A 24,887-nucleotide genomic window follows, 5' to 3' on the forward strand; every position below is an offset into this window, starting at 1 on the left:
ACACACTGGATGTGGTACATTTTTCCGCAATTGCGCGGGCTTGGACGCAGTTCGACCGCCTGGCGCTTCGGAATCGCGTCGCTCGACGAGGCGCGCGCCTATCTTTCCAACGCAGTGCTTGGGCCGCGCCTCATCGAATGCACCCAGTTCGTGCTCGACGCGGGAAAGACCGTCAGCGCGATCTTTCCAGCGCCCGACGACATGAAGTTTCACTCGTCGATGACGCTCTTCGCGGAGGCTGCCGGCTCCGGCGAACCGATCTTTGCCGAAGCCATCGAGAAGCTCTGTGAGGGAGAACCGGACGCCGCCACTCTTAAGCTTCTCGGTAAGGCTTAAGCCTTCGCCCCTATAAAGTTGCAAGCGATGCGAGATGCTGGAAAAGCCAGGTCTCGCTCAGTGCGTCATTGCCCTTCTTCAGATAAACGCGAATATCGACAGGCGTTTCCGACGCGGCGGTGTAATCGAACATCACGCGCCAGCGTTCGCTATCGACCACGGGATAAACGGCCTCGCGCTCGACGCGCCCTGTGGGCACCGTGATGACGACGTCGATGTCGCCGCGCCGCCGAAGCTCGGAAAGCTTGCCGCCCTCGAAGTCCACGACATATTTGACAAGACCGCGCGGGCGGGGGCGCCCCGGAATTCCGCCTGCGCCTACGCGCGTCGCCACCACCTTCGCCAGCGGCGACGGAAACGGCTCTTCGAGACTCCAGTAAAGCTTGTAGCGTACCTCGCGATGCTGCCCGCGCCTGAACGGCTCCTTCGGCGTCCAGTAGGCGACGATGTTGTCGTGGATTTCGTCATCGGTTGGAATCTCCACGAGTTGCACCGCGCCCTCGCCCCAGTCGCCCTGCGGCTCCACCCAAACGTCCGGGCGCTTGTTGTAGAACGCGCCGTCGTCCTCATACTGAGAGTAATTCCGTTCGCGCTGAAGGAGGCCGAATCCTTTCGGATTGGTATCGTAGAACGAGCTTGTCTGGATCGAGCGCGGATTGTTGAGCGGCCGCCAGATGCGTTCATTGCCGCCCGACCAGATGCTGAGGCCGTCGCTGTCGTGTATTTCGGGGCGCCAGTCGACCGCGACCTTCCGATTCGGCTTGCCGTACCAGTACATGCTGGTAAGCGGCGCGATGCCGACGCGCTCGATGTCCGCACGCGGGAAGAGATGCGCGCGAACGTCCATCACCGTGCGCCCCGGATGCTCGACGTCGAAGCGATAGGCGCCGGTTATGCTCGGCGAATCGAGCAGCGCGTTGACGATCACGCCCTTGCGCCCGTCCGCCGGTTTCTCCAGCCAGAACTGGGTGAAGCGCGGGAACTCCTCGGGCCGGTTGAGCGCGGTGTCGATGGCGAGGCCGCGCGCCGAAAGGCCGTATTGCCCCGTCTCGGCCGGACTGCGGAAATAAGAGGCGCCGAGAAACGCGAGCCAGTCCGGGACGCCCGGCGCGGTCATCACCCGGAAACCGGCAAAGCCCGTGTCCGGCGGCAGCGTCTTTGCGAATTCGCTCGTGCCATAGGAAAAGAGATCGGAGCTGTATTTGACTTCGCGCGCGCTCGTCCCGTTCACGACGAAGATGCGCACCGGCTCCTTGAACCATTTGCCGGGATGAAACAGCTCGATCGGATAGGGGCCGTCGCCCTTGACCCAGATCGCGGAATCGGAGCGGAAGCGGATCTGCTGATGCTCGTCGAAATCGAGCCGTTCCAGCGTATCGCGGTCCTTCACCTGCGCCTTCTCGAACGGCTTTTCGGACAGAGCCTTCGCGTCGGCGATGAGCTTGTCGAACGAGAAGGGAATTTCCGGCCCGGACAGAATTCCCGCGCCCTCGGCGGCGAAAACCTTCGACGCGAGCGCCGCGGCAGCCGTTCCCATCAAAAAAGCCCGACGATCCATCATCCGATCTCCCGCGTTTGTCCTTGTTTGCCGTGCGTCATCTCCAGCAAGGAGAAACACCCGCCGCGAATTTGACCGTGACGTGACGGACTTGCGCGTAGATTGCGGCGACTGCAAACTTATCAACCGTGCGAACGGTCGAGGCCGCAATGATCGGTCGCCGGATGGCTTCCCGCCTGCCGGCCAGGGACGAGAGGCTGTCGCGCGAAGCCTGCGACGCGACGGCCGCCGCCGTTTTCGTCTACCGCTTCACGACCCCGGCCGTCTGGCCGAAGAGGATTTTCTTGCCCTCCTCCGTCATGACCGAAATGTTGCTGATGGCCGCGCCCTTCTCATAGGCGCGCTCCGTGGCGGGCCGCGCGCGGATCGCATCGAACCAGCGCTTCAGATGCGGGAAATCGTCGAGGTTCTGCTGCTGCTTCTTGTGGGGCACGATCCAGGGATAGCTCGCCATGTCGGCGATGGAATAATCGCCCGCGATGAACTCGCGGTCGGCGAGCCGCCTGTCGAGCACACCGTAGAGCCGGTTCGTCTCCTTCACATAGCGATCCATCGCGTAAGGAATGCGCTCCGGCGCGTACTGCACAAAGTGATGATTCTGCCCCGCCATCGGTCCAAGTCCGCCCATCTGCCAGAACAGCCATTGCAGTACGTCGAAGCGCCCGCGCACATCGGCGGGCAGAAACTTGCCGGTCTTCTCCGCGAGATAAAGCAGGATCGCGCCCGATTCGAAAACCGTGACCGGCTCGCCGCCGTCCTTCGGCTCGCGGTCGATGATCGCGGGCATGCGATTGTTGGGTGAAAACGCGAGAAACTCGGGCTTGAACTGGTCGCCAGCGCCGATGTTCACCGGCTTTATTTCGTAGGGAAGCCCCGTTTCTTCCAGAAACAGGGTAATCTTGTGCCCATTCGGCGTCGGCCAGTAATAAAGCTCGATCATGCGACTTCCTCCTTGTGAGGTTGGTTGCGAAGCGCGGCGAGCGCGGGCGCTACCGCCGCTTCAAGAAACGCGCGCTCGGAATAACAGCGCGACAAGGCGCGCAGCCCCATGTGCACAGCGAGCAGATTCGCGGCGTGCGTCTGGGGATCGATGGACTTCGGGCACTCGCCGCGCTCGATGGCGGTTTCGATGTGCCAGACGAAGAAACTTTTGATTTCCATGAGGTAGCCCGCGATCACATTGGCGAGGCCCGGATCGTGCGGCGCAACGTCGAGCGCCGAATTGACGATCAGGCAGCCCTTGCGCTCGCAATCGGCTGCCGCGCGCTCGATCCCGGCCGCGAAGAACGCCTCGATGGCGGAAAGCCCGCTCGTCTTCGCCTCTATGGCAGCCATGCGGGCGCGCGCGCCCGCATTCCAATAATGATAAAGCGCCGCCTCGAACACGCCGCGCTTGTCGCCATAGGCGTTGTAAAGGCTCGCGCCCGTGATGCTCATTGCGGCCGCCAGGTCACGCACGGACGTCGCCGCGAAGCCCTTCGCCCAGAAGCAGGCGGCGGCAGCTTCGAGCGCCTTGTCCTCATCAAATGCGCGGGGACGGCTCATGTCGCTTCATTTACCATTGAATTAGATCGATCGATCCAAAATATATTGCCCCATGCGCGGCTTGCAACCACCTCCCCTACAGAAAAAAGCGTCACGCAAGGAGATCCCCGATGCTGAAGTTCTATTTCAACCCGACACCGAACCCGATGAAGGTTGCCCTGTTTCTCGAAGAGGCCGGGCTTGCCTACGAGCCGATCCCGGTGGACGTGCGGCTCGGTCAGCAGTTCGAGCCGGATTTCCTCGCGCTGAACCCGAACGGCAAGGTGCCCGTCATCGTCGATGGCGGCCACGCCGTGTTCGATTCGACCGCGATCCTGCTTTATCTCGCGGACAAGACGGGCAAGTTCCTGCCGCCGAACAACACCTGGGCCGCGCGCGGCGAAATGCTCTCGTGGCTTGAGTTCGTGGGGACCGGCGTCGGGCCTTTTTCGGGTCAGGCGCGCCATTTCAGGTCTTATGCCACCGAAAAGGTGCCCTATGCCGAGAAGCGCTATTTCTTCGAGGCCGAGCGGCATTTCCGCATCCTCGACGACCGGCTCAAGAATCGCCGCCATATGGTGAGCTACGCCTACACCATCGTGGACATGGCCGTGTGGGGCTGGTCGCGCAATGTGGAACGCGTGCTGGGCGAAGGCGCGTGGGCGAAGTTTCCCTATCTCAAGCGCCATTGCGATGAGATCGAGAAGCGGCCAGCGGCCCAGCGCGCCCTTGCGCTAAAGGACCGCTTCACCTTCGTGACAGAGACGGACGAGGCGGCTCGCCGTCATATGTTCAAGCACCTCGACCATGAAGGCGTGGGCGTGTGAAGCCAGAGGATTACAAGCGGCGGGTGTCGCTGCCGCTTGTCAATGCTCGTCTGACTTCGCTGGTCCTGTGTAGCGCGCGAGAACAGCCTCGCGGATGCGCTTGCGGCTTTCCTTGTGATCCAAGCTCAAATCCCGCTCGATGCTTGCCGCTTCGTCGGCGAGCCCCTTGTCCTTGATCGCCGTTCGGAACCACTCGGAATAATGACCGCCCCGCCGATGATAGTCCCATGTGCGGTCGTCAACGCCGTCGGCCATCTGGAGGAAGATCATCAGATTCTGGGCGCGCAGATTGAGGGCGTTGTCCGGCCCGCGAAAAAAGAAGCTTCGATCCTCGCCGAGTTGGCCTTCTGCATATTTGCGGCTGTGCCGCTTCTGCATACGTTTCGGCCGATCTGGGGACGACCGGCGTTACACGACCGTCCCGCACTGTGTAAGCGAGCACCTCCTCTTCGGGATCGAATGCGGGAAAACTCGCGGGTGCTGCGGCGCCGATGGCCCGGCTGAAGCCCGAAATGACGTCGGCAGCACCTTCGCCTAACGCGAACACGGTTTTCACGCTGTTGAGAATCTCCACCGCGACGGCCTCGGGATGAACAGTTATCAAAATCGCAGCGCGCAGATCGTTCGGCAGCACGCGTTCAAGGCCCTCGCGGCGCTGCGGCAGGAGGTGGTGCGCCTCGTCGATAAGCAGCCAGTGCGGACGCCCGGTTTCGGCGCGGAGCGAAGAAAAATGCGGAAACAGCTTCGCGAAGAAAGGCGGCCGGTCCTCGACCGGTATCGCCTGCGTGTTCACCACGACATTCGCATCCACTTTATGCAGAAGCTTCAGCAACTGCGCGCGATTCGGCGGCTCCTTCACGCCACCGACCGATACGGCATGCTCCAAATCGTCATAATCGCCCTCTGGATCGAAAACGCAAAACTGGAACTCCGCCTCGTGCATGCGCTCCGACAAAGCCGTCGCAAGCGTGGACTTGCCAATGCCGGACGTCCCTGCGATCAGCGCGCAGCCTTCTTCGGGATCTATGGTGAAAACGCGGCCCTCGCGATCTTCGCCAACTCGAATCGCGCGTTTCGTGCCAGCGGCAATGGCTGCATCTTCCCGGCATATCCGGTCAACGAGATCGAGCACCCCGTCGCCGCGCGGCTTTTCGAGTATGACATCGGCGGCTTTCTTCACGCTCGGCAGCGCATTCGCCACAGCAACCGCGCATCCGCACATGCGAAGAAAGGGGAAATCGTTCTCGGCGTCGCCAACCGCCACGACGTTGTGCGGCGATAGTTCGAGATCGTCGAGTGCGCTCTTGAGTCCCGTCGCCTTGTTCACGCCTGAGGGAAGCACCATCACCGCCCCCTTGTTGAAGGTAATCTGAAGGCCGAGTTCCTGCTCGCGAATGATGTCGAGCACGGCTTTCTCGTTCGGCTCCCATGTCGCGACGATGCAATCGCCGACAGATAACGGCTCGATCTGCCGCGCCTTCAGCGCCGCTACGAATGCGGGCGACGGCGCCTGGCTGATGTGTGACTTCTGGTTCGTTTCCGGGTCGTAGACCACGGCGCCATTCTCCGCCACGATGCGGTCGAAGAAGCTGTATTTCGGGAAAGTCTCCGCGAGTTCGCCGAGCTGGCGCCCCGTGACAAGGATAAGCCGCCGCCCGCTCTCCTTGAGGTTCCGCAGAGCCTCAAAGGTCTCATCGTCCACAACGCCATTTTGGGCGATGGTGCCGTCGAAATCGGTGGCAAGAGCGAGAAAATACACAGAGTCCTCCAGCGACAATCCCGTCACTGAAGAGAAACCGGCCGGGCGAAGGTTACGTTCCGCTCGCGTCCCGTCATCCGAGAAGCGCGAACTCCTGCCTCATATCGAGCGCGCCCGGCCTCGTTGTCGCAACCATCTGTTTCTCGACCAGATGTTCGAGCGTCGCGAACACCGAAAGCGCGGCGGCGGGAACGAGTGCGGGCTCGAGGCCAGCGTAAATGCGAGGGACCATGTCGCCGATGTTCGTGGCACCCGCCCGCAGCGCTTCGAGCACTTCAAGCTCGCGCCAACGGCGATGGAAGATAAGCGCCTTGACGAAACGCTGCGGCTCGTGGACCGGCCCTCCATGGGCGGGAAAATAGACCGCATCGTTTCGCCCGATCAGCATGTCGAGCGACCTGAGATAATCTCCCATGTTGCCTTCCGGCGGGGCGACGACGCTCGTATTCCAGCCCATCACCGTATCGCCCGAAAAAAGGACGTTGCCTTCCGCGAGGTGGAAGCAGAGGTGATCGGGCGCGTGCCCCGGCGTGTGGATCGCGCGAAGTTCGAAGCTTGCATCGCGTACCGCATCGCCATGGCGGAGCGGCACATCGAACGTCACGGGGATGACGAAATCGCCGCCGGACGGCCCACGCTTGCCGATGACCGGATCGTCGGCGCTGCGCGCGAAACCATAAGTCGGCGCGCCCGTGCGCGCCTTCAGCGCCGCTGCCGCACCGCTATGATCTGCATGGCAATGCGTAAGAACAATGTGGGCCACCCGCTCGCCGCTCTGGCCGAGCGCGTCGAGAAGCAGGTCGATCTGCCGCTCGCCCGCCGGCCCCGGATCGATGACGGCGACATCGCCCTCGCCCACCACATAAAGATTCGTCCCCCTGAACGTGAACGGCCCCGGATTCTCGCACACGATACGGCGCACGCCGGGCGCGATCAGTTCCAGCTTCCCGTACTCAAATGCCATTTCTCGCGAGAAGGACGGCGTCTTGTGGTTGGGGTTCGTCAAGGAAACCTCTAAAATGATGTCCGTTGCAAAAAGCTTTGGGCGCGCGCCCTTTTTGTCAATGCAAAACGCCGCGCGTCAGAGCGCGAGGAGTTTCCGATGACCGACATCTTTTCCGCTGTCGACAGCTATATCGAAGGCCTGTTCGCGAAGGAGGATGAAGCGCTTTCTGCTGCGGTCGCGGATATGAAGACGGCTCAGATGCCTGAAATCAGCGTTTCGCCCGTCCTCGGGCGGCTGCTGTTCGTGCTCGCGAAGGCGGTCCGCGCCCGGCGGATTCTGGAAATCGGCACACTCGGCGGCTATAGCGCGATCTGGCTCGGCCGCGCGCTTCCGGAAGACGGCCGGATGCTTTCGCTCGAAATAGATCCGCGTCACGCAGCCATCGCGCGCGGCAACCTCGCCCGCGCGGGTCTGCAAGACAAAGTGGAGGTCCGCGAGGGCGTCGCGCTCGACATCCTGCCTAGCCTCATCGCCTCGGGCGAGCCGCCGTTCGACTTCATTTTCATCGACGCCGACAAGGAGCCCTATCTCGACTATTTCGAGTTGTCATTGCAGCTTTCGAAAGCGGGAACGATGATCGTCGCGGATAATGTGATCCGCCACGGCGCGGTGATCGACCCGACTCGCGCCGAGGTTCCGGCGGTTGCAGGCGTGAAACGCCTTTCCGACGCGCTCGCCACTCACCCGGCTGTCGACGCAACCATCATCCAGACGGTGGGTGTGAAGTCTCACGACGGTCTTGTCCTGGCGGTCGTGCGGGAGACGCGATGAAATTCCTTGCCGCACCGCAACGCGGTGGTTGACTTCGCTTTGTAGCGTAGCTTAGAAACGACCTGAAATTTTATACGCGCTTATTATTCCTAACGTGATCGGGTTTCTATGAATCCCTCCGGCGACGGCGATCAGGGCAACCGAAAGGGTTTGCCCGAGACAAGCGAAAGCTTGCGAGAGCGGCTGAGGGAGCTGGAACGAAAGCTCGATCCGGAGGGCAATAAGCGCGAAGGCATGTCCGACAGCGAACTGGAAAAACGCAGTTCCCTGCTCGGGAAAGCGTTCAAGATCTCCACCGAGATGGTGGCAGGTGTGTTCGTGGGGGGCTTTATCGGCTGGGCCTTGGATCAGTGGCTTGACACCCGCTTCTTTATAGTGGTGTTCCTGTTTCTCGGCATCGCCGCCGGGTTTCTGAACGTGATCCGCGAGGCCCGGAGGATGGGTGACAAGTAGAAACGGCTGAGACTTCCGGCTCGGCAGGGATTGCTATGATCGATTGGTTTATCAGTGCGGCGCACGCCGCCACCGAACAAGGCGGCCATCACGGCGGAGGCGGCGGGGGGTTCGACCCCATGCACCAGTTCGTCATCAACCGCTACACGCCGATTGAGCTGTTCGGCTACGACGCGTCGTTCACGAATGCGTCGCTGTGGATGGTGATGGCGACAACGCTCGTGACGGCGTTTCTCGTGTACAGCACCGTCGGCGCGAGACTTGTGCCGGGGCGGCTGCAATCGCTCGGCGAAATTTCGTACGAGTTCGTGGCGAACATGGTCCGCCAGAACGCCGGGACGTCGGGAATGCCTTATTTCCCGATCATCTTCACCCTCTTCATGTTCATCCTTTCGCTGAACCTGCTCGGGATGATTCCGATCCCCGGCCTCGGGCAGTTCACGGTGACGAGCCATATCATCGTCACCTTCGCGCTCGCGGCGTTCGTGTTCCTCGGCGTCACGCTCATCGGCATCTTCAAGCACGGCTTCGGCTTCCTGAAACTGTTCGTGCCGTCTGGTGTGCCGATCGCGCTTCTGCCCCTGATTTCGGTGATCGAGATCATTTCCTACTTCACCCGCCCCGTCAGCCTCTCGGTTCGTCTTTTCGCGAACATGATGGCCGGTCATACGATGCTCGCCGTGTTCGGCAGCTTCGTGGTCGGCCTCGGCGTGAATGTCGGACTCGCCGCCGGCGGCGTGCCCCTCATCTTCATGGTCCTTCTCATGGGCCTCGAAATCCTGATTGCGTTCCTGCAGGCCTACGTCTTCGCGGTGCTGTCCTGCATCTACCTCAGCGACGCGCTCCACGCGGGTTCGCACTGATTAACTCCCAGCCACTCAACCGAACGATCGAATAGGAGATTTCGTTATGGATCCAGCAGCAGCCAAGCTCATCGGCGCGGGCCTCGCCTGCTCGGCCCTGATCGGCGCCGGCGTCGGCATCGGCAGCATCTTCGGCAACTTCCTTCAGGGCGCGCTGCGCAATCCGTCCGCCGCTCCGGGCCAGTTCCCGAACCTGCTCCTCGGCTTTGCGCTGGCCGAAGCGACGGGTCTGTTCGGCCTTGTGGTCGCCCTTATCCTTCTGTTCGTGTTCTAATCATCAAAGACGCGGCGGCGCCCGGGAGCCTCTCTCCGATCGGATATCCGAGCGGACGGCTCCAGAGGCGCCGTCTCTCTTAGCGCACAGGCGGTTTTTTCCATGCCACAACTGCAACCCGGCGATTTCGCTCCCCAGTTGATCTGGCTGGCGATCATTTTCACGCTTTTCTACGTCGCGCTTTCCCGCCTTGCGCTTCCACGCATCGCGCAAGTTCTCGCCGACCGAAAGGCGAAACTCGGCGGCGATCTCTCGGCTGCCCGAGAGGCGCAGGCCGCAGCCGATCAGGAAGCTCAGCGTTACGAGACCGAACTCGCCAACGCCAAGGCGAAGGGCAACGGCACGATCCGGAGCGCTCGCGAAAAGCTCGAAGCGGAAATCAACGAAAAGCGGCGGGCGCTCGAAGCAGAGCTTGCGGCCAAGGCCGCCGAAACCGAGACCAAGGTCAAGGCGATTCTCGAAAAAGCCTCCGGCGAGATGGAAGCCATCACCGCCGATGTCGTCAGTGATATCGTCAAGGAACTGGCCGGCGTCGACGTCACCGAAAACGAGGTTCGCGAGGCGCTGCGCCAGGGATCGAAGGAGTAAACAGCATGTTGATGGATCCTGAAGTCTGGGTTGCCATTGCCTTCGTCCTCTTCATTTGCCTCATCCTGTACTACAACGTGCCCGGCTTGGCTCTGAAGGCGCTCGACCAGCGTTCCGACGCGATCGCTCGTGAGCTGGAAGAAGCCCGGAAACTTCGTGCCGAGGCAGAGACGCTTCTGGCCGATTACAAGAGCCGCGCGGCAAACGCGGAGATCGAGGCTCAGGAGATCATCGCGCAGGCGGAGCGGGAAGCCGCAGCCTACGCCACGGAAGCCCGCGCTTCTTTCGACGAGCTGATCACACGTCGGCTCTCGGTTGCCGAACAGAAGATCAAGCTTGAGGAAGAGAAAGCTCGCAAGCAGATCCGCGCGCAAGCGGCTGAGCTTGCCGTTTCGGCGGCCGAGCAGCTTCTCCAGCACAAGGTGACGGGCAAGATCGCCGACGATACGATCACGGCCAGTCTCGACCGCATCAAGAAGCGTCTTCACTAGCGGCGCTTCACTCCCGCTGGAGGCGTCGGCATCGTATTTGAAAATTCGGAACTGCGCTGGATTTTCACAAGTTGCCGGTGTTCTCGAAGCCAGCACGTTCGAAAGAGCGTGCGCCAGAGGCCAGTTCAGGGGCGTGCCCCAAAGCGCCTGCTGTCGAGAGACGGCGGGCGCTTTTTTTTTAGGGCTCGGCAGCGGTCGCGTGTGGCATCGCCGTCGCTATTGAAAGGGCCGCTGCTCAAAGCCCACTGCCGCCCCCATGCTCGTCTTCTGCCACGCCGGGGGGCCTCCTTGTCAAGAAGCCCAACCGGCCGCTTCGGGCACCCTGAATGTCCCCTGATCCCTCGCGCGGGGTCAAAGTCCCGGTGAACACCGCAAAAGAGCCAAGCTATTCCCTCGTAGGTATAGGGCTAAGCGACTGATGCTGTTCAGCACCAGTCTTTGCGACTTGTTAAAAAGTGTTTGAAAACTTATCGCACGGCTCTTTACGAATTAAGACCGTTCGCGCATAATTCGCAGCAATCGGGCAAATGATCGGAACCCGTGGAACTGCGCGTTTAATAGAATGCCGCGTTAGCGGAACATGATACGCATGACTTCCCCCGATGCCGCTTGCTCGCATAAGTTAAAACATGGCCCGTAGCCATGTTCTTTCGTTGGGGAAGAGGAGTGTCATCCCATGCGCCAGACCGGAACGGTCAAATTTTTCAATCAGGCGAAGGGCTTTGGTTTTATCACGCCGGATGAAGGCGGCAAGGATGTGTTCGTGCACATCTCCGCTGTCGAACGCTCGGGCGTCGGGGTGCTCGACGAAGGCCAGCGAGTGACCTACGAGACCCAGCCGGACCCCAAAGGCAAAGGCCCCAAGGCGGTCAATCTCGAGCGCGCCGACTGAACATTCCGCAAATCGCCCGGCGAGTTCGAAAAACCTCACTGTGTCGCTTGCGTCGGAGAGCAAATCTCCTTAACTGCGAGCCATGCGATTTCTTGATCAGGCAAAAGTTTACATTCGCTCTGGGGATGGAGGCAGTGGCTGCCTCTCTTTCCGGCGCGAGAAGTTCATCGAGTTCGGTGGCCCCGATGGCGGCGACGGCGGACGCGGCGGCAATGTTTATGTCGAATGCGTCACGAACCTCAACACGCTCATCGATTTCCGCTATCAGCAGCACTTCAAGGCCGGCAATGGCCGCCCCGGCGAGGGCGCGAACCGCCACGGCGCGGGCGGCTCCGACGCCGTTCTTCGGGTTCCGCCCGGCACGCAGGTCTTCGCCGAAGATAACGAGACGCTGATCGCGGATCTTACGACGCCCGGCCAGCGCGCGCTTATTGCGGCCGGTGGCAATGGCGGTTTCGGTAACGCACACTTCAAGTCATCGACCAATCGCGCCCCCCGGCGGATCAACCCCGGCCAGCAGGGCGCGGAGATGACGATCTGGCTCCGGCTGAAACTGATCGCCGATGCGGGCATCGTCGGATTGCCGAATGCGGGCAAGTCCACCTTCCTGGCCGCAGTCAGCGCGGCGAAGCCCAAGATCGCCGACTATCCCTTCACGACGCTTCATCCGAACCTCGGGGTTGTCAAGGCGGGCGATACCGATTTCGTGCTCGCCGATATCCCCGGCCTGATCGAAGGGGCGCATGAAGGCGCGGGCATCGGCGACCGCTTCCTCGGTCACGTCGAGCGCTGCCGCGTTCTCTTGCACCTCGTCGACGTGACAGAGCCCGACGTCGCGGCGGCCTATCGCACGATCCGTGGGGAGTTGAAGGCTTACGGGGCGGGGCTTGGCCGTAAACGCGAGATCGTTGCGCTTTCGAAATGCGACGCGGTTACACCGGAGGTCGCCGCCGAGAAGGCGGCCGCGCTCAAGGCCGTCGCGCGGAAGAACCCGCTGCTCATTTCAGGCGTGTCGGGCGCGGGCGTGCGTGACGCGCTGCTGCGCCTTGCAAAGGTCATCCGCGAGCCCGGCCGCGAAGAAAAGCCCGCGCCCGCCGCATGGCAACCGGAGCTTTAGGTCGGCCTGCGTTATACCGGACCTGAAGCCAAACCGACCGGGAATGCAAAGCCGGAGCGCCGTGCCGCTTTCAAGTCATGGCACGACGGCGAACACGCTCTCTCGTGGTGCTTTGGCGACAAGAGGTGCGCCGCTACCGCCCAAGCAGAAACTTGCGCATGAAATCGGCAGCGCGGCCATAGGGCGGGTGCAGCAGGCCCGTGGCGTTGATGCGGTTCTGCAAGAAAACGCTCTTGGCGTGGCTGAAGGTCCGGAACCCGGCTTCGCCGTGATACGCGCCCATGCCTGACGCGCCCACGCCGCCAAACGGCAGATTCTCTGCCGCGACGTGCAGCAGCGTTTCGTTGACCGCCGCGCCGCCGGACGTGGTCCGCGCAAGCACACGGTCCCGGTCCGTCGTCCCCACACCGAAATAGTACAGAGCAAGCGGGCGCGGGCGCGCGTTGACGAAGGCGATGGCGTCGTCGAGCGTGTTGTATGAAAGGATCGGCAGCACCGGCCCGAAAATTTCCTCGCGCATCACGGCCAGATCGGCGGGTGGTTCGATGACGAGTGTCGGCGCGAATTTCCGCGCATCTGGAGCGAGTTGCTCGCCCCCAGGGTTGATCTCCACCACACGCACGCCGCGCTCGCGTGCTTCGTCCACGAGACGCGCGATGCGGGGGTAATGGCGCGCGTTGATGATGCTCGTGTAGTCCGGATTGTCGCGAAGCGTGGGGTACAGAGCCCGGATCGCCGCTTCAAGACCGCCGACGAAATCGGCCAGCATCTGCTTCGGGACCAGAGCGTAATCGGGCGCGATGCACGTCTGACCGGCGTTCAGAAGCTTGCCGAAAGCGACGCTCCGGCAGGCGGCGGCAAGATTCGCATCCGCGGCGATGATGCACGGGGACTTGCCGCCGAGTTCCAGCGTCACGGGCGTCAGGTTTTCGGCGGCGGCTCGCATGACCCGGCGGCCTATCTCCGTCGAGCCGGTATAAAGCAGATGGTCGAATGGAAGCGACGAAAACGCCGCGCCGACATCCGCGCCACCGAGCACCGTCGCCACCTTCTCTTCCGGGAATAGCCTCGCGAGGAATTCAGCCAGAAACTCCGACGTGCGCGGCGTCAGTTCCGACGGCTTCAGCATGACACGATTGCCGGCGGCGAGGGCGGCAACGAGGGGGGCGACGGCGAGCTGGAACGGATAATTCCACGGGCTGATGATTCCCACCACGCCAAGCGGCTGATACAGGATGCGCCCCCGCCCCGGCAGAAGCTCGATGCCGACGCCGACGCTCCTGGGCTTCATCCACCCGCGCAGTTGCTTCACGGTGTTGCGGGCCCCCGCAACCACAGGCCAGACATCGGCTACGATCGTCTCATGCGACGACCGCGAACCGAAATCGGCGGCAATGGCGCTCGCGATTGTGTCGGCCTTTTCACCGATGGCGGCGATGAGGCGCTTGAGATCCTCGCGGCGCTCATCGAGGCCAGGCGGCCCGTCGCGCAGAAAGGCGGTGCGCTGAAGAGTCAGCACCTCGGCAAGGCGGGTCTGCGGTTTGACGTCGGGAGCCTCAAGAGTGGTCATGCTGCCGTCCTCCCCGCGTTACCCGCCATCGCATCGATTGCGGACGTTTTTTGAGAAGATAGGACCGACAAGCCCCTCCGGGAAGACGCTGGGGCGACTTCCTGACAGTTTTGTCAGAACCGGGTCGCACACGCAGCGTTTCAGGGCTTCAATTGGACGAATAATCGAACGGCACAAGCAGCGTTCGTGGCCCTTTCGCGATTTCGAACGGCATTGGCGGGAACGGTGCCGCGCGTTGCAGCGACGCCATCGCCGTTTCGTCGAGATCGCGCGCGCCCGAGCTTTTGACCACGCGCTGGGAGAGTAGTTCTCCCGACGGCGCGATTTTCAGTTCGAGCATAACGCGGCCCTTTTCCCGGTTCTTCGGCCGCGACGCATTGCGCATGAGCGCCTGATGAACCTTGTGATTGTAGGCGGCGAGAAGCTGGGCAACCCTCGCCTCGTAGGCGCGCGTGGAAGCACGGGCTTCATCCTGCGCCGTGCTTGAAGGCGCGGGCGTAGAGGGCGGCTGCTCCTGCGGCTTCTCAGGCTGCTCCTCTTCCTTCTTCGGCAGCATGACCTCGGCCTGCTCCGGGGGAAGCTCGATCTTTTCGGCCTCCTGTACCGGCTCGGGCTCGGGCGGCGGCGATTGCTCGCTTCCGGCCGAGGCCGCACTTTGCTCGACGTTCACCGCGTCGGGGCCGATGCTTTGGATCTCGTCGAGCGAGACCGTGGCAACGATGGTCAGATCGTCGCCACCCGCGCCGGACTGGATCGCGTCCGTGTCGAAATCGGCTGCGCCCGACATGAGCAGCGCAAAAGGCGCGGCGTGCAGGAGGAGCGCGGCAAGCGCGGAGACGAGGCGGATACGAATGAGGGACGCGCTGTTCATGGGAGCTATCACGGCGCGAGCGATGGCTTGCCGTGCGCGGCGTGGGAACCTTCCGCTTCCTTATGCACGATCGAGCCCGCAGGCGCGCTTTCGGCGGACGCTTCCGACAACAGCGAGATGCGCTTGTAGCCCGAAGCGTCGAGGCGGCCCAGAAGCTCCATCACCTCTCCATAAGGGATTGTCTTGTCGGCGCGCAGGAACACGAATCCGTCGCCCTCGGCAGCATGGATCGAGGACAGGCGCGGAATGAGCGAACCGGCATTCACTTCCTCATCGCGAATGTAGAGCCGGCGTTCGGCGGTGAGCGAAACGATCACCGGCTTCTCGGGCTTGGCGATCTTCTGAGCGGAGGTCTTCGGCAATTGCACCGGCACGCCCGCCATGAGCAGCGGCGCCGTCACCATGAAGATGACGAGCAGCACAAGCATCACGTCCACCATGGGCGTGACGTTGATGTCCGCCATGACCTTCGTTTGCGGGCGCGACGACCCGTCTCCGGGGATCAGACCGGCCATTCTGCCCTCACAATATCGGCGCGCGACATGTCAGCGCCTCGCCTGTGCCAGCACGGGCTCGCTCAGCGTTTCGCCCTGCCCCGTTCCATAGACCTTGAGCTTTGCGAAGCGCGTCGAGGCGGCGGCGAGGCGCTCGGCGACGCGGCCGAGCATCACATTGCTCTGATTGTAGAAGATGACGGCGGGGATGGCGGCGACAAGGCCGACGGCCGTCGCGAACAGCGCTTCCGCGATGCCCGGTGCAACCACGGCGAGGCTCGTGTCCTTTGCCGCCGCGATGCCCGCGAAGCTGCGCATGATGCCCCAGACGGTGCCAAACAGGCCGACGAAGGGCGCCGTCGAACCAACCGTTGCAAGGAAGGGAAGCCCGGCCTGAAGCCGCTGCAACTGCGCGGCCGCTTCGGCATGCAAGCTTTTTTCGAGCCGCGCGGCGAATTCGGAAGGCCGTTCCCCATTCGAGCGCGGCTCCTCGTCGACAATCTGCCGGATGCGCGCGACGAGCCACGACGACGGCACGCCGCCTGTCGGGGTCGCGCTCTCAAGCGCCGTAACCTCTTTCGAGAAAGCGATAAGGCGCGCGAGCTTTTCGATCGCGATCGTCCAACAGGCGATGGAAGCGATCACAAGGATGGCCATCACACCTTTGACGACCGGATCGGCATTTGCTAACAGGTCGCCAATCGCGAGGTGATCCATGCTTCTCTCTCTTGGAAGTGGCGTTCGGATCGCATGCCGCCAGGGCGGCGAGCACCTGAAGCTATGCCCCATGAGGCATGACTTCGCAACCATGGCTTCCGCGAAAACATGTCGGCTACAGTCCGCGTGGAAGCTTGCCGGTAATCCCGACACCAACAAGACAGCGCTACAAACCGCGTTTGGCCCGAGGCTTGCATTTACCAACCCGGCAATCACGTTCTTGATTTGTTAGTCTTAAGCGTGAGTTAATATGCGGTATCGCGTAATCCCGCGGGAGCAGGGGAAGTAAGTAGGTTCAGATGACACGAGCTTTGCGGATAGGCATGCTGGCGCTTTGCTTCGGGTACACCGTGGCAGCGCAGGCAGGAGTGCTCTTGCAGGTCGATGGCCGCCCCATGCGCTGGTCGCCCGAAGCGCCCGGCAAGACGACCGTGATCACCTATGCGCTTCTCTCGGCCCCCTACAACGTCAAAAGCAATCGCAGCATCCTTAGTCCGAGCAACTGCGCCCATATGCGATCCTTCGCAGACATCGTCGCCGTATCGCCGGGCGTGACGGAAGAAGCAGCCAGGAAAGAACTGCGCGAAGCTCTGCGCACGTGGGAGAGCGTCGCCAACATCGCGTTCCACGAGGTTTCCGATCCGACCGCCGCCGAGATCGTCATCGGCGCGGCCGACGATCCGGGCGGGCGAGCCTTCGCAAATCTCAGCTACCGCAGCGGAAAGGGCATCCCGACTCCCGTGACCATGGCGCTCGGCAAGCCTGCCGCGCCCGCGCCTGCCAAAGGCGCGCGGGGTGACGGCGAGGGCGACGCCGTGGCGATCGATCAGGCCTATGTGTGTCTCAATCCGAAGTCGCCATGGAAAGTCGGCTTCGACGGCAATCTCAATGTGTACGACCTCCGTCACACCTTCACACATGAGGTTGGCCACGCCATCGGCCTCGACCATCCGGACGCGACCGGGGCCATCATGGGCTACCGCTACGATGAACAGGCGCGGACATTGCAGCCGTCGGATATCGCGGGCGTGCAACGCCTCTATGGCGCCGCTTCGCGCTGAAGCCGCGTCGCTCCTCCGATTCGGCAGAACGAAAGGCGGCTTCGGCCGTCTTTTTTTCGATGAGCGGCAAGACATGCCGCCTTCCCCCCGCAGCTTGTGCAGCACAATGGCCGTGTCTCAAGACCGACATCTCGCGCTGTGTAGCAATCCTCACAATATGACGTACACGATCAAGTAGAACCCGCGCCTCGTCCAGGACACCAGAGCAGGCTGCGGATTTCATTCCGTAGACGGCGCAAGAAGCGAGGCCATTTCCTGTATCGTTGTTACTTCTTACACTGATCATATCGAATCCGCGCTTCGCTCATCCGAAATGAATTTCTGGCGAAGCGGTCTGTCTTGGAGAATGATTTTTTCCGAACCTCTTCACGGAACCTACCACGCTCCAACGCCTTTTCCTTCCCACGCGATACGGCAACAAGAGATCGCATGTTCCAAATGGAGTCTCAGTCATGGCTGACAAACAGTCGCAGGACAAAAATCCCGGCAACTTCAAGAATAACCCTCAGCGCGCTTCCGAGGCAGGCAAGAAGGGCGGCGAGCAATCCCACAGCGGTCAATCGCAAGGCGGCCAGGGCAGTCGTTCCTCTTCCACGCAGGGCGGCACCCATGAACAGCACGTAAAAGCGGGCCAGCAAAGCCACAAGAACAAATAGTTCATCGGAAGAAACGGCGGCATGGCCGCCGCCGTTTCTTTTTCAAACGATATGAGGCAAATTTAAATTTATAGTCTTTTGATTGGCCGGTTTACCCAAACCCCGCTTTTCTTTCGGATCAATCCAGACCGCGACGCGTTCCTTCTCTCAACACATCGGCAAAATAGTGATGAAACAAGGAGGAAAGCTTGATCAACAACGAAAATATCATCCCCACCCTGGCCTTCGTGACATTGGGCATCGTGCTCGTGTTCGCGGCGGTGCATTTTGCTCGCTTCATGCAGAGGCGGCGTGAACGCCAGAACACCGAACTCGTCCAGCGAAGCGAAAAGACGCGTGAGCGTCAACGGTCGGCGTTCGATAGCAGATAAAGCAATGGCGGGCGGCCTGATGGCCGTTCGCTCAGGAGAAAAGCTCATGCCAAAGGAATCCCCTGGTCAGAAGGAAGTCGTCGAGCGCGTGATGCACGAGTTCAAGCATGGCGAGCTGGAGTCGGGGACCGGCAAGCCGGTCAAATCGCGCAAGCAGGCCGTCGCCATCGCGCTGAACGAGGCCGGCGCTTCAAACCGGAACTCATCACAAAAAAATCGCGATAATCTCCGCCAGACGAAAAGGAAGGAGCGCGAAGGGGCCACCGCCAAACAGCAAAAGGAAGGCCATCTCTGATATTTCGTCCGGGCGGCGGGTAGCGTGCGATGTGTAGAATGCCATAAACGGCTCAGCGCCTACCCTGACGCCTCCGCAAGCGCTTTCCTGAACGCCTCGATATTTGCCACAATGACGGGCCTTTCGGCCGGTTTGTCGACCCCCGCCGGCACATCGAGGCGCATGCGCTTGTTGAAATAGTAGAGGAGCGCGCGCCGCATCGGGATCTCGGCCTGCCCGTCCGTCATTCCGTAATCGAGAGCGATGGTTTCCTGTTGGCTCGGCGCAAGCTCGGGGTTCGGCACGAGAACCGCCGTGAACGTCGTGTGCCACAGGATATCGTCCGCCGCGTTTGCCCCTGCCTCCCCCTCATCGCGCACGTCTCGGCACCGCGACAGAAGAAAATCCTTGAACTTCTCATCCCTGTGACAGAAAGCCCGAACGTGCCAGCGCATTCCGTCATGCGCAAAGGCGTGCGGGGTGATGCGCCGCCATATCGGCCCATCGCTACGGCCCGGCGTCATGGACTGATAGAGAATCTCGATGGAATGCCGGTCCCGGATGACACCGACGAGACGCTTCAGCACGATGGCGTCTATGCGGCGCCTCGGCACCGGCACGACGCCCGCTTCCGGCGCGCGCACGATCCATGTGTCGTCAAGACCGATAAGCCCGTCGGCGACACACCAGAGCTGGTCGAGATAGCGGTCCGCGTCGGGTTTCATGAAGCGGGGCTGGAACTCCGCCGTCGGCACGTAACGCTTCTCGCTTGAATCATAACGCAGATTGAGCGGCGCAAGGCGCTGGTACAGCGCAAGGTCATTGGAAGCCTGCGGCACGGAAACGCCAAATCGCCCGGTGATGTCGCCTCGGCGAATCCCGCCCTCCCAGAAGGCGCGAAACTCGATGAACTCCAGACGTTGCTCTGTGCCCCAGCGCAGGCGCTCGTCCGCCGTATCCAAATTTCGCTCTCCCTACGGATCAAGTTTCTTGACGGGTCATAAAATTATACGCATAATTGAACTATAATGTGGTTCTCGTTGTCTTTCAACGGGGTAGACAAAATTTTGAGCGGAAGGTGCGCCGTCATGGGTGTAAAGATTGACATTATCGCGGCCGCCGGAGCCTTCCTCATCGACATTGGAGACGGCCGGTCCACGCTCGTCTATTCGAAGGAGGCTTCCAGCCCCGACCTCCACACGGATGGCGGGCCGGAAGCGATGACGGAGCTGCATCGCCATCTGAAGAAATCCGGCCGCGATGGCCTCGCAACCGTGTGCATTACCGAACGGAACGCCTGCCGTCACTTCGGCGAGGTCTTCTGGCTCCGGCATTCTGCCGCGTATCAGGCTCCCGACCGCATCCGGATCGACGAACTTCGCGTTCCGGCCTCGCTTCTGATGGAGGAAGATGCGCGAGACGGCGACGAACTCGTGCGCCGGGAAGCGCTGTTTCGTCTTCGTCAGGGCAAAGGTGTGCTAGTCTTCTGCGGCGTGCCAAGCGTCCGTGCGTGGGTCGACCGCCACGGCGTTGATTTCGACCGCAACCAGCATCTTTTCGTCGACATGGCTGGCACCGGAGGCCGCAATCGCATCGCGGATACGCCGACCTCGCTGCCGCATTAGAGAAACCGTCACTGCGCGATCCGATTTTCCGTCGCTTCGCGGTTGCCTTCAGTCGCCTCCCCAGCGTGCGCTTTCATCTTGTCGGAAAATCGCGTCACACTCGCGCGGAGACGCTCTTCGCGATGCGCTTCACCCTCGCCGGAGCGCTGAACGCCTGCCGGAGAAGCGCCAACGCCCGGAACACAGACGGCGGCCATGGGCGCGACGCGGCGAGGATCTCACGCAATCCCCCGGTCGTTTCATCGGCTCCCCGCAGCCCGGAAATGCACGAGCCGATTTGCCGCAATCATCGCATTCCTGTCAGGTTTGTGCATTATCAACGACGCGCGCGCCTCTACGCGGAGGCGAGGACGAAACACGCGAAGCCGTAGCGGCCACCGTTGACTCATGAGCCGCAAGACCGGCGCATGAGAATGCGCGCGCGAGCGATCGTAAACCGCACATCAGAAAGCGGAAAAGGCAATGTTCAGGGAGAACGCGAAAGGAACGTGTTCAAACTCGAAGAGGAATTGCCATGACCGCTATCGTGGATCTTAACGGAAAACGCGGCCTTGTTATCGGCATAGCGAACGAAAACAGCATCGCGGCCGGTTGTGCTGCGGCATTTCATCAGGCCGGTGCGGAACTCGCGGTCACATACCTCAACGACAAGGCGCTGAAATTCGTCAGTCCCGTTGCCGAGGCGCTCAAGGCACGTATCCTTCTTCCCTGCGACGTCCGCATTCCCGGCCAGCTTGAAGAGGTGTTCGAGACTATCGCCCGCCAGTGGGGACAGCTCGATTTCGTGCTGCATTCCATCGCTTTCGCGCCGCGCGAGGATTTGCAGACAAGCGTCGTAAACTGCTCGGCCGAGGGCTTCGCGCTCGCGATGGATATTTCGTGCCACTCTTTCATCCGCACGACGAAACTCGCGGTGCCGCTGATGAGCGACGGCGGCTCGCTGCTGACGGTCACGTTCTACGGATCGGAGCGGGTCGTCGAAAACTATAACCTCATGGGCCCGGTGAAGGCCGCGCTCGAATCGACAGTCCGCTATATCGCCGCCGACCTCGCGGACAAGCGCATCCGTGCCAACGCCATTTCCGCAGGTCCGGTCAAGACACGCGCGGCTTCGGGCATCGGACGTTTCGATGAGCTTCTCGATGAAGTCCGCCAGCGCACGCCCGGTCATCACCTCGTCAGCATCGAGGATATCGGCCGCGTGGCCGCTTTCCTTGCAAGCGATGCGGGCGCCTCGACGAACGGCTCCGTTGTGTTCGCCGACAATGGTTTCCACACGGTAGCCTGACGCAAGTCAGACCGAGGTACAGTTGCAGGCTTGCGCTTGCGGCCGTACCTCGACCTCCACGCAACGCTCCGGCGCGAGCCGATCAGACCAGCGCGCCGTTGAAAGGTAGGAAAATGGACACGATCACGACCGCCCTCGTGCTCGCACTCGCGGTTGTGCTGAGCGGATGGGTGTCGCGCGCGCTCCCTGTCGCGTTGCCGCTGCCGCTCGTCCAGATCGCACTCGGCGCGGGCATCGCCAACATCGCGGATCTCGGCGTGGAGCTGAAGCCGGACATCTTCTTCCTGCTGTTCCTGCCGCCGCTGCTGTTTCTCGACGGCTGGCGCATCCCGAAGGAAGGGCTGTTCCGCGACGCGACGACCATCCTGGAACTCTCCTTCGGCCTCGTGATCTTTACGGTGCTCGGCGTCGGATTGTTTGTGCATTGGCTCATCCCGTCGATGCCGCTCGCGGTGGCCTTCGCACTCGCCGCCGTGGTATCGCCGACGGACCCGATCGCGGTGTCCGCCATTGCCCAGCGCGTTCCCGTGCCAAGGCGGCTCATGCACATCCTCGAAGGCGAGTCGCTCCTGAACGACGCATCCGGCCTCGTCTGCATGCAGTTTGCCGTGGCCGCGGCGCTGACCGGAACATTCTCGCTCATCGATGCAACCGGCACATTCGTCTGGCTCGCGGCGGGAGGCATCGCCATCGGCACCGGTGTCACATGGGCGGTGACACGGTCGAAAAACTGGTTCGCCCGTACCTTCGGCGAAGACCCCGGCACGCAGATCCTCATCAGCCTTCTCATTCCGTTCGGCGCTTATCTTCTGGCCGAGCATTTCCATTGTTCGGGCATTCTGGCGGCGGTGGCCGCCGGCATCACCATGAGCTACGCGGAGCAGACCGGGCAGGCCATGGCGTTGACGCGGGTCAGCCGGGCCGCCGTGTGGGATACGGTGCAGTTCGCGGTCAAGGGCGTGATCTTCGTGCTTCTCGGCGAGCAGTTGCCCACCATCGGCGCGGGAGCCGCGCAGGTGGTGCGCGATACAGGGCACAGCGATCCGGCGTGGCTCATGATGTACGTCGTCGCCATAAGCGCCGCGCTGATCGCGCTCCGTCTCGTCTGGGTTTGGGTATCGCTGCGCTTCACGCTTTTTCGCGCGGCGCTTCGGGGCGAAGTCATCCGGAAGCCGGGCTGGCGCCTCGTCGCCGTCACCGCGCTCGCGGGCGTGCGGGGGGCAATAACGCTTGCGGGTGTCCTCACGCTTCCCCTCGTGATGGAGGACGGGCTTACGCCGTTTCCTGCCCGCGACCTCGCGATTTACCTCGCGGCGGGCGTGATCATCGTGTCGCTCGTCATCGCCAGCATCGCCTTGCCGTTTCTCCTCGGCAAACTCAAGCTTCCGCCGGAACCGGCGCGGGAAGAAGAAGAGGACATGGCTCGAAGTCTCGTCGCCGAAGCCGCGCTGAGAGCCATCGAGACGCACAAGCGTTCCGGGGGAGACGATCTCGAAGACGCGGCTCTCTACGCAGATGTCGCGGCGAACATCGGCGACTTCTACCGACAGCGCATCCGCGACAAGTCGGCCGACGGCGAAGGCCGCGAAGCGGTGCGCCGCGCCTACCAGATCGAACGCGAGCTTCGTCTCGCAGCGATCCGGGCCGAGCGCATGGAGATTCTTCGCCTCCGGCGCTCCCGGCAGATTTCGGAGGAAGTGGCGCGCAAGTTCGTCCGCGAACTCGATTTCATCGAAGCGCGGCTGATGTCGGCCTGAGCCGGGGCACAAAAAAGACGACCGCCATGGGCGGCCGTCTCCCGTCTCGCTTGCGCCGTATCCCCCCGTGCGGCGAGACTGTCTACTTCACGGCGGCAGACTCCGTGCCCGCCTTCTCCAGAAGGCCCGAAGCGTGCGTCATGACGTGGAAGATCATGTTCTGCTCGATCACGCCCTGGAAGAGGTGCGCCGACGGCCCTTGGGCGAAAATCGCCACATCGTCGCCCGCGTGCGATTCCGCGTCGAGCGGAATCAGCGCCTGCTGGCGAAAGTCGAGGGAGGTTGTGTCCACGCCGTTGAGATCGGCGCGCGGCTCGTTCGCCTTTGCCCCCGGACCGTTCAGATAGCCGAGCGTGGTGTAGGGCTTGCCGTCGAGGCCATAACCGGCGAGGCCGAGGATCGGATTGCCGCGCTTGGGATAGCCCGAGATCGAAAAGACGTGGCTGTGATCCGCTGTGAGGATAATCAGCGTCTCCTCGGGATTGACCTTGGCGTAGGCAGCCTTTACCGCCTCGTCGAGCGCCAGCGTGTCGAGAAGCGCGAGACCGGCCTTGCCGTCATGATGCGCGTGGTCGATACGGCCACCCTCCACCATCAGCACGAAGCCTTCCTTGTTCTGCGATAGAAGGTCTATGGCCTTGGTGGTCATCTCCGCGAGCGAGGGTTCGCCCGCCTTGTCCTTCTCGCGTTCCGCCTCGTATTGCATGTGACTGCGCTCGAAAAGGCCGAGCACATGGCCCGTCTTGGCCGGGTCGATGGAATCGAACTGCGCCTTGTTCCAGACATACACCCCATCGTTGTATTTGCGCTGCCACTCTTCGACGAGATTGCGGCCATCGGCGCGGGCACCCGTCTTGCCTTCGTACTCGGGATCGGCAGCTTCCTTCGGCAGGAAGTACGAGCGGCCACCGCCGAAAATCACTTCAAAACCATTGCCGGCCGGCCATTCGATGAGCTGGGTTGCGATGTCCTTGCAACCTGCCGCCTTCGCGGGACCGGGCAGGTTCGTGTCGACTTCCCAATCGCGCCCTGCAGTCTTGGCGTAGGCGGCAGCCGGTGTCGCGTGGGTGATGCGCGTGGTCGTAATGATGCCGGTCGAAAGCCCGGCCTTTTCCGCGAGTTCGAAAATCGTCGTGACTTCGTTGCCCTTCTGGCTCGCGCAATTGCCTACCACGACATGCTGATCGACGCCGATGGTTCCGTTGACCGACTTCACACCGGAAACCATCGCGGTCGCGGTCGGCGCAGAGTCCGCCACCTGGCTGTCATGCGTGTAGGTTTTCGACAGCGCCACGTAGGGAAGAAGCGTCTCGAAGGCGAGCGAGTTGCTCTCGCCGTCGCCGCCGCGCCGCTGGCCGTCGAGGATGCGCGCCGCCGTCACCGTGGGAATCGACATGCCGTCGCCGACGAAAAGGATAATGTTTTTGGCCTTTTTCGTGTTGGGCTGGCGCGCGAGGATCTTTTCGAGATCCGCTTTCGCCGCGAGAAAATAGCTGTCCTGAGCCTGTTTGATGCTCTGCGCCTCCGCTGGTGCGCACAGCGCTGCAATGCCCGCGAACCCCAGGGCAACAGCGACGGTCCGTGATGTCATGTCGTGCTCCGTGATGGGTTGCCAGCCGATCGGCAAACCCTGGCTTCCCTCTTACGACGGCCTTGTCACAGATATGTGTCGACGCCCGAACGGCACAGGGGACGCACTGATTCCCGGTCATGTCAGACATGCAAGGCGCGAATGGATAAGGTC

General features: G+C 62.1%; 27 protein-coding genes and 1 pseudogene. 17 read left to right on the forward strand and 11 right to left on the reverse strand.

Features of this window, described 5'->3' with window-relative positions; translation table 11 throughout:
• Positions 1-336 (forward strand): DUF1810 domain-containing protein (locus QM659_RS12410; RefSeq protein ID WP_415188640.1); only part of this gene is annotated, 336 nt, incomplete at its 5' end.
• Between the two features lie 10 nt (positions 337-346).
• Here QM659_RS12410 and QM659_RS12415 read toward each other — a convergent pair.
• From QM659_RS12415 to QM659_RS12425, 3 genes are all read right to left on the reverse strand, one after another.
• Positions 347-1,873: a glucan biosynthesis protein gene (locus QM659_RS12415; RefSeq protein ID WP_415188641.1), complete on the reverse strand. Its 1,527-nt coding sequence runs from the start codon at positions 1,871-1,873 to the stop codon at positions 347-349.
• Positions 1,874-2,135: 262 nt separating this feature from the next.
• Positions 2,136-2,834, reverse strand: a complete 699-nt coding sequence (locus QM659_RS12420) for a glutathione S-transferase N-terminal domain-containing protein (RefSeq protein ID WP_415188642.1) — start codon at positions 2,832-2,834, stop codon at positions 2,136-2,138.
• Positions 2,831-3,439, reverse strand: a complete 609-nt coding sequence (locus QM659_RS12425) for a TetR/AcrR family transcriptional regulator (protein WP_415188643.1) — start codon at positions 3,437-3,439, stop codon at positions 2,831-2,833. The genes QM659_RS12420 and QM659_RS12425 overlap by 4 nt, the downstream gene beginning before the upstream one ends.
• A 110-nt stretch (positions 3,440-3,549) precedes the next feature.
• Here QM659_RS12425 and QM659_RS12430 point away from each other — a divergent pair, with 110 nt between their 5' ends.
• Entirely contained in the window at positions 3,550-4,245 is a 696-nt protein-coding gene (locus QM659_RS12430) for a glutathione S-transferase family protein (protein ID WP_415188644.1), read from the forward strand.
• A gap of 39 nt (positions 4,246-4,284) precedes the next feature.
• Here QM659_RS12430 and QM659_RS12435 read toward each other — a convergent pair.
• Together QM659_RS12435 and QM659_RS12440 are read right to left on the reverse strand one after the other, a co-directional pair.
• Positions 4,285-6,004, reverse strand: a pseudogene (locus tag QM659_RS12435) (HAD-IIB family hydrolase).
• Positions 6,005-6,077: 73 nt separating this feature from the next.
• On the reverse strand, positions 6,078-7,010 hold the full coding sequence (locus tag QM659_RS12440; protein ID WP_415188645.1) for an MBL fold metallo-hydrolase: 933 nt from the start codon (positions 7,008-7,010) through the stop codon (positions 6,078-6,080).
• A gap of 96 nt (positions 7,011-7,106) precedes the next feature.
• Between QM659_RS12440 and QM659_RS12445 the strand changes: the two genes are divergently transcribed.
• The 8 genes from QM659_RS12445 (at position 7,107) to obgE (ending at position 12,459) form a co-directional block, all read left to right on the forward strand.
• On the forward strand, positions 7,107-7,781 hold the full coding sequence (locus tag QM659_RS12445) for an O-methyltransferase (RefSeq protein WP_415188646.1): 675 nt from the start codon (positions 7,107-7,109) through the stop codon (positions 7,779-7,781).
• A gap of 108 nt (positions 7,782-7,889) precedes the next feature.
• Positions 7,890-8,234 (forward strand): AtpZ/AtpI family protein, encoded by a 345-nt coding sequence (locus tag QM659_RS12450; RefSeq protein ID WP_303487613.1) that lies wholly within the window; start codon positions 7,890-7,892, stop codon positions 8,232-8,234.
• Between the two features lie 119 nt (positions 8,235-8,353).
• Positions 8,354-9,097, forward strand: a complete 744-nt coding sequence (locus QM659_RS12455) for a F0F1 ATP synthase subunit A (protein ID WP_164729789.1) — start codon at positions 8,354-8,356, stop codon at positions 9,095-9,097.
• A 46-nt stretch (positions 9,098-9,143) separates the two neighbouring features.
• Entirely contained in the window at positions 9,144-9,371 is a 228-nt protein-coding gene (locus QM659_RS12460) for a F0F1 ATP synthase subunit C (protein WP_127075080.1), read from the forward strand.
• Between the two features lie 102 nt (positions 9,372-9,473).
• Complete coding sequence (locus tag QM659_RS12465) at positions 9,474-9,959, forward strand: F0F1 ATP synthase subunit B' (protein WP_303487615.1); 486 nt, start codon at positions 9,474-9,476, stop codon at positions 9,957-9,959.
• A 5-nt stretch (positions 9,960-9,964) separates the two neighbouring features.
• Positions 9,965-10,450 (forward strand): F0F1 ATP synthase subunit B, encoded by a 486-nt coding sequence (atpF, locus tag QM659_RS12470; protein WP_127075084.1) that lies wholly within the window; start codon positions 9,965-9,967, stop codon positions 10,448-10,450.
• 676 nt (positions 10,451-11,126) lie between these two features.
• Entirely contained in the window at positions 11,127-11,342 is a 216-nt protein-coding gene (locus QM659_RS12475) for a cold-shock protein (protein ID WP_127075086.1), read from the forward strand.
• 82 nt (positions 11,343-11,424) lie between these two features.
• The gene (obgE, locus tag QM659_RS12480) at positions 11,425-12,459 is read left to right on the forward strand and encodes a GTPase ObgE (RefSeq protein ID WP_415188647.1); all 1,035 of its coding nucleotides are present in this window, start codon (positions 11,425-11,427) and stop codon (positions 12,457-12,459) included.
• Positions 12,460-12,592: 133 nt separating this feature from the next.
• Here obgE and QM659_RS12485 read toward each other — a convergent pair whose 3' ends face one another.
• The 4 genes from QM659_RS12485 to QM659_RS12500 all read right to left on the reverse strand — a co-directional run bounded on the left by QM659_RS12485 (position 12,593) and on the right by QM659_RS12500 (position 16,111).
• On the reverse strand, positions 12,593-14,029 hold the full coding sequence (locus QM659_RS12485) for a coniferyl aldehyde dehydrogenase (RefSeq protein WP_415188648.1): 1,437 nt from the start codon (positions 14,027-14,029) through the stop codon (positions 12,593-12,595).
• A gap of 148 nt (positions 14,030-14,177) precedes the next feature.
• Positions 14,178-14,900: an energy transducer TonB gene (locus QM659_RS12490; RefSeq protein ID WP_415188649.1), complete on the reverse strand. Its 723-nt coding sequence runs from the start codon at positions 14,898-14,900 to the stop codon at positions 14,178-14,180.
• Between the two features lie 8 nt (positions 14,901-14,908).
• Positions 14,909-15,415, reverse strand: coding sequence for an ExbD/TolR family protein (locus QM659_RS12495; protein WP_415188650.1), 507 nt, complete (start codon positions 15,413-15,415; stop codon positions 14,909-14,911).
• 30 nt (positions 15,416-15,445) lie between these two features.
• Positions 15,446-16,111 carry a MotA/TolQ/ExbB proton channel family protein gene (locus QM659_RS12500; RefSeq protein ID WP_415188651.1) on the reverse strand — a complete coding sequence of 222 codons (666 nt, stop codon included), beginning with the start codon at positions 16,109-16,111 and terminating at the stop codon, positions 15,446-15,448.
• Positions 16,112-16,410: 299 nt separating this feature from the next.
• Here QM659_RS12500 and QM659_RS12505 point away from each other — a divergent pair, with 299 nt between their 5' ends.
• The 4 genes from QM659_RS12505 to QM659_RS12520 all read left to right on the forward strand — a co-directional run bounded on the left by QM659_RS12505 (position 16,411) and on the right by QM659_RS12520 (position 18,494).
• Entirely contained in the window at positions 16,411-17,172 is a 762-nt protein-coding gene (locus QM659_RS12505) for a matrixin family metalloprotease (protein ID WP_415188652.1), read from the forward strand.
• Positions 17,173-17,624: 452 nt separating this feature from the next.
• Entirely contained in the window at positions 17,625-17,828 is a 204-nt protein-coding gene (locus QM659_RS12510; protein ID WP_367998500.1) for a KGG domain-containing protein, read from the forward strand.
• Between the two features lie 188 nt (positions 17,829-18,016).
• A complete protein-coding gene (locus QM659_RS12515) occupies positions 18,017-18,199 on the forward strand; it encodes a hypothetical protein (RefSeq protein WP_415188653.1) in 183 nt (60 codons plus the stop codon).
• A 4-nt stretch (positions 18,200-18,203) separates the two neighbouring features.
• Entirely contained in the window at positions 18,204-18,494 is a 291-nt protein-coding gene (locus QM659_RS12520) for a DUF6496 domain-containing protein (RefSeq protein ID WP_415188654.1), read from the forward strand.
• Between the two features lie 59 nt (positions 18,495-18,553).
• On the opposite strand, the gene QM659_RS12525 is transcribed toward QM659_RS12520, so the two are convergent.
• A complete protein-coding gene (locus QM659_RS12525) occupies positions 18,554-19,435 on the reverse strand; it encodes a WYL domain-containing protein (protein WP_415188655.1) in 882 nt (293 codons plus the stop codon).
• Between the two features lie 126 nt (positions 19,436-19,561).
• Here QM659_RS12525 and QM659_RS12530 point away from each other — a divergent pair, with 126 nt between their 5' ends.
• From QM659_RS12530 to QM659_RS12540, 3 genes are all read left to right on the forward strand, one after another.
• A complete protein-coding gene (locus QM659_RS12530) occupies positions 19,562-20,098 on the forward strand; it encodes a hypothetical protein (protein WP_415188656.1) in 537 nt (178 codons plus the stop codon).
• A gap of 514 nt (positions 20,099-20,612) precedes the next feature.
• The gene (gene fabI / locus QM659_RS12535; RefSeq protein ID WP_415188657.1) at positions 20,613-21,386 is read left to right on the forward strand and encodes an enoyl-ACP reductase FabI; all 774 of its coding nucleotides are present in this window, start codon (positions 20,613-20,615) and stop codon (positions 21,384-21,386) included.
• A gap of 113 nt (positions 21,387-21,499) precedes the next feature.
• A complete protein-coding gene (locus tag QM659_RS12540) occupies positions 21,500-23,143 on the forward strand; it encodes a Na+/H+ antiporter (protein WP_415188658.1) in 1,644 nt (547 codons plus the stop codon).
• A gap of 82 nt (positions 23,144-23,225) precedes the next feature.
• Here the strand turns inward: QM659_RS12540 and QM659_RS12545 are convergent, their stop codons facing one another.
• Positions 23,226-24,734, reverse strand: coding sequence for an alkaline phosphatase (locus tag QM659_RS12545; RefSeq protein ID WP_415188659.1), 1,509 nt, complete (start codon positions 24,732-24,734; stop codon positions 23,226-23,228).
• Positions 24,735-24,887: the final 153 nt, after the last annotated feature.

This window comes from Rhodomicrobium sp. (assembly GCF_047605405.1).
Lineage (GTDB): Bacteria > Pseudomonadota > Alphaproteobacteria > Rhizobiales > Rhodomicrobiaceae > Rhodomicrobium > Rhodomicrobium lacus.

Excerpts from the sequence above, each read along its gene's own strand:
- QM659_RS12415 (WP_415188641.1), bottom strand. The coding sequence starts at position 1,873 with ATGGGAACGGCTGCCGCGGCGCTCGCGTCGAAGGTTTTCGCCGCCGAG.
- QM659_RS12420 (WP_415188642.1), bottom strand. The coding sequence starts at position 2,834 with ATGATCGAGCTTTATTACTGGCCGACGCCGAATGGGCACAAGATTACC.
- QM659_RS12425 (WP_415188643.1), bottom strand. The coding sequence starts at position 3,439 with ATGAGCCGTCCCCGCGCATTTGATGAGGACAAGGCGCTCGAAGCTGCC.
- QM659_RS12430 (WP_415188644.1), top strand. The coding sequence starts at position 3,550 with ATGCTGAAGTTCTATTTCAACCCGACACCGAACCCGATGAAGGTTGCC.
- QM659_RS12445 (WP_415188646.1), top strand. The coding sequence starts at position 7,107 with ATGACCGACATCTTTTCCGCTGTCGACAGCTATATCGAAGGCCTGTTC.
- QM659_RS12450 (WP_303487613.1), top strand. The coding sequence starts at position 7,890 with ATGAATCCCTCCGGCGACGGCGATCAGGGCAACCGAAAGGGTTTGCCC.
- QM659_RS12455 (WP_164729789.1), top strand. The coding sequence starts at position 8,354 with ATGCACCAGTTCGTCATCAACCGCTACACGCCGATTGAGCTGTTCGGC.
- QM659_RS12460 (WP_127075080.1), top strand. The coding sequence starts at position 9,144 with ATGGATCCAGCAGCAGCCAAGCTCATCGGCGCGGGCCTCGCCTGCTCG.
- QM659_RS12465 (WP_303487615.1), top strand. The coding sequence starts at position 9,474 with ATGCCACAACTGCAACCCGGCGATTTCGCTCCCCAGTTGATCTGGCTG.
- atpF (WP_127075084.1), top strand. The coding sequence starts at position 9,965 with ATGTTGATGGATCCTGAAGTCTGGGTTGCCATTGCCTTCGTCCTCTTC.
- QM659_RS12475 (WP_127075086.1), top strand. The coding sequence starts at position 11,127 with ATGCGCCAGACCGGAACGGTCAAATTTTTCAATCAGGCGAAGGGCTTT.
- obgE (WP_415188647.1), top strand. The coding sequence starts at position 11,425 with ATGCGATTTCTTGATCAGGCAAAAGTTTACATTCGCTCTGGGGATGGA.
- QM659_RS12485 (WP_415188648.1), bottom strand. The coding sequence starts at position 14,029 with ATGACCACTCTTGAGGCTCCCGACGTCAAACCGCAGACCCGCCTTGCC.
- QM659_RS12490 (WP_415188649.1), bottom strand. The coding sequence starts at position 14,900 with ATGAACAGCGCGTCCCTCATTCGTATCCGCCTCGTCTCCGCGCTTGCC.
- QM659_RS12495 (WP_415188650.1), bottom strand. The coding sequence starts at position 15,415 with ATGGCCGGTCTGATCCCCGGAGACGGGTCGTCGCGCCCGCAAACGAAG.
- QM659_RS12500 (WP_415188651.1), bottom strand. The coding sequence starts at position 16,111 with ATGGATCACCTCGCGATTGGCGACCTGTTAGCAAATGCCGATCCGGTC.
- QM659_RS12505 (WP_415188652.1), top strand. The coding sequence starts at position 16,411 with ATGACACGAGCTTTGCGGATAGGCATGCTGGCGCTTTGCTTCGGGTAC.
- QM659_RS12510 (WP_367998500.1), top strand. The coding sequence starts at position 17,625 with ATGGCTGACAAACAGTCGCAGGACAAAAATCCCGGCAACTTCAAGAAT.
- QM659_RS12520 (WP_415188654.1), top strand. The coding sequence starts at position 18,204 with ATGGCGGGCGGCCTGATGGCCGTTCGCTCAGGAGAAAAGCTCATGCCA.
- QM659_RS12530 (WP_415188656.1), top strand. The coding sequence starts at position 19,562 with ATGGGTGTAAAGATTGACATTATCGCGGCCGCCGGAGCCTTCCTCATC.
- fabI (WP_415188657.1), top strand. The coding sequence starts at position 20,613 with ATGACCGCTATCGTGGATCTTAACGGAAAACGCGGCCTTGTTATCGGC.
- QM659_RS12540 (WP_415188658.1), top strand. The coding sequence starts at position 21,500 with ATGGACACGATCACGACCGCCCTCGTGCTCGCACTCGCGGTTGTGCTG.
- QM659_RS12545 (WP_415188659.1), bottom strand. The coding sequence starts at position 24,734 with ATGACATCACGGACCGTCGCTGTTGCCCTGGGGTTCGCGGGCATTGCA.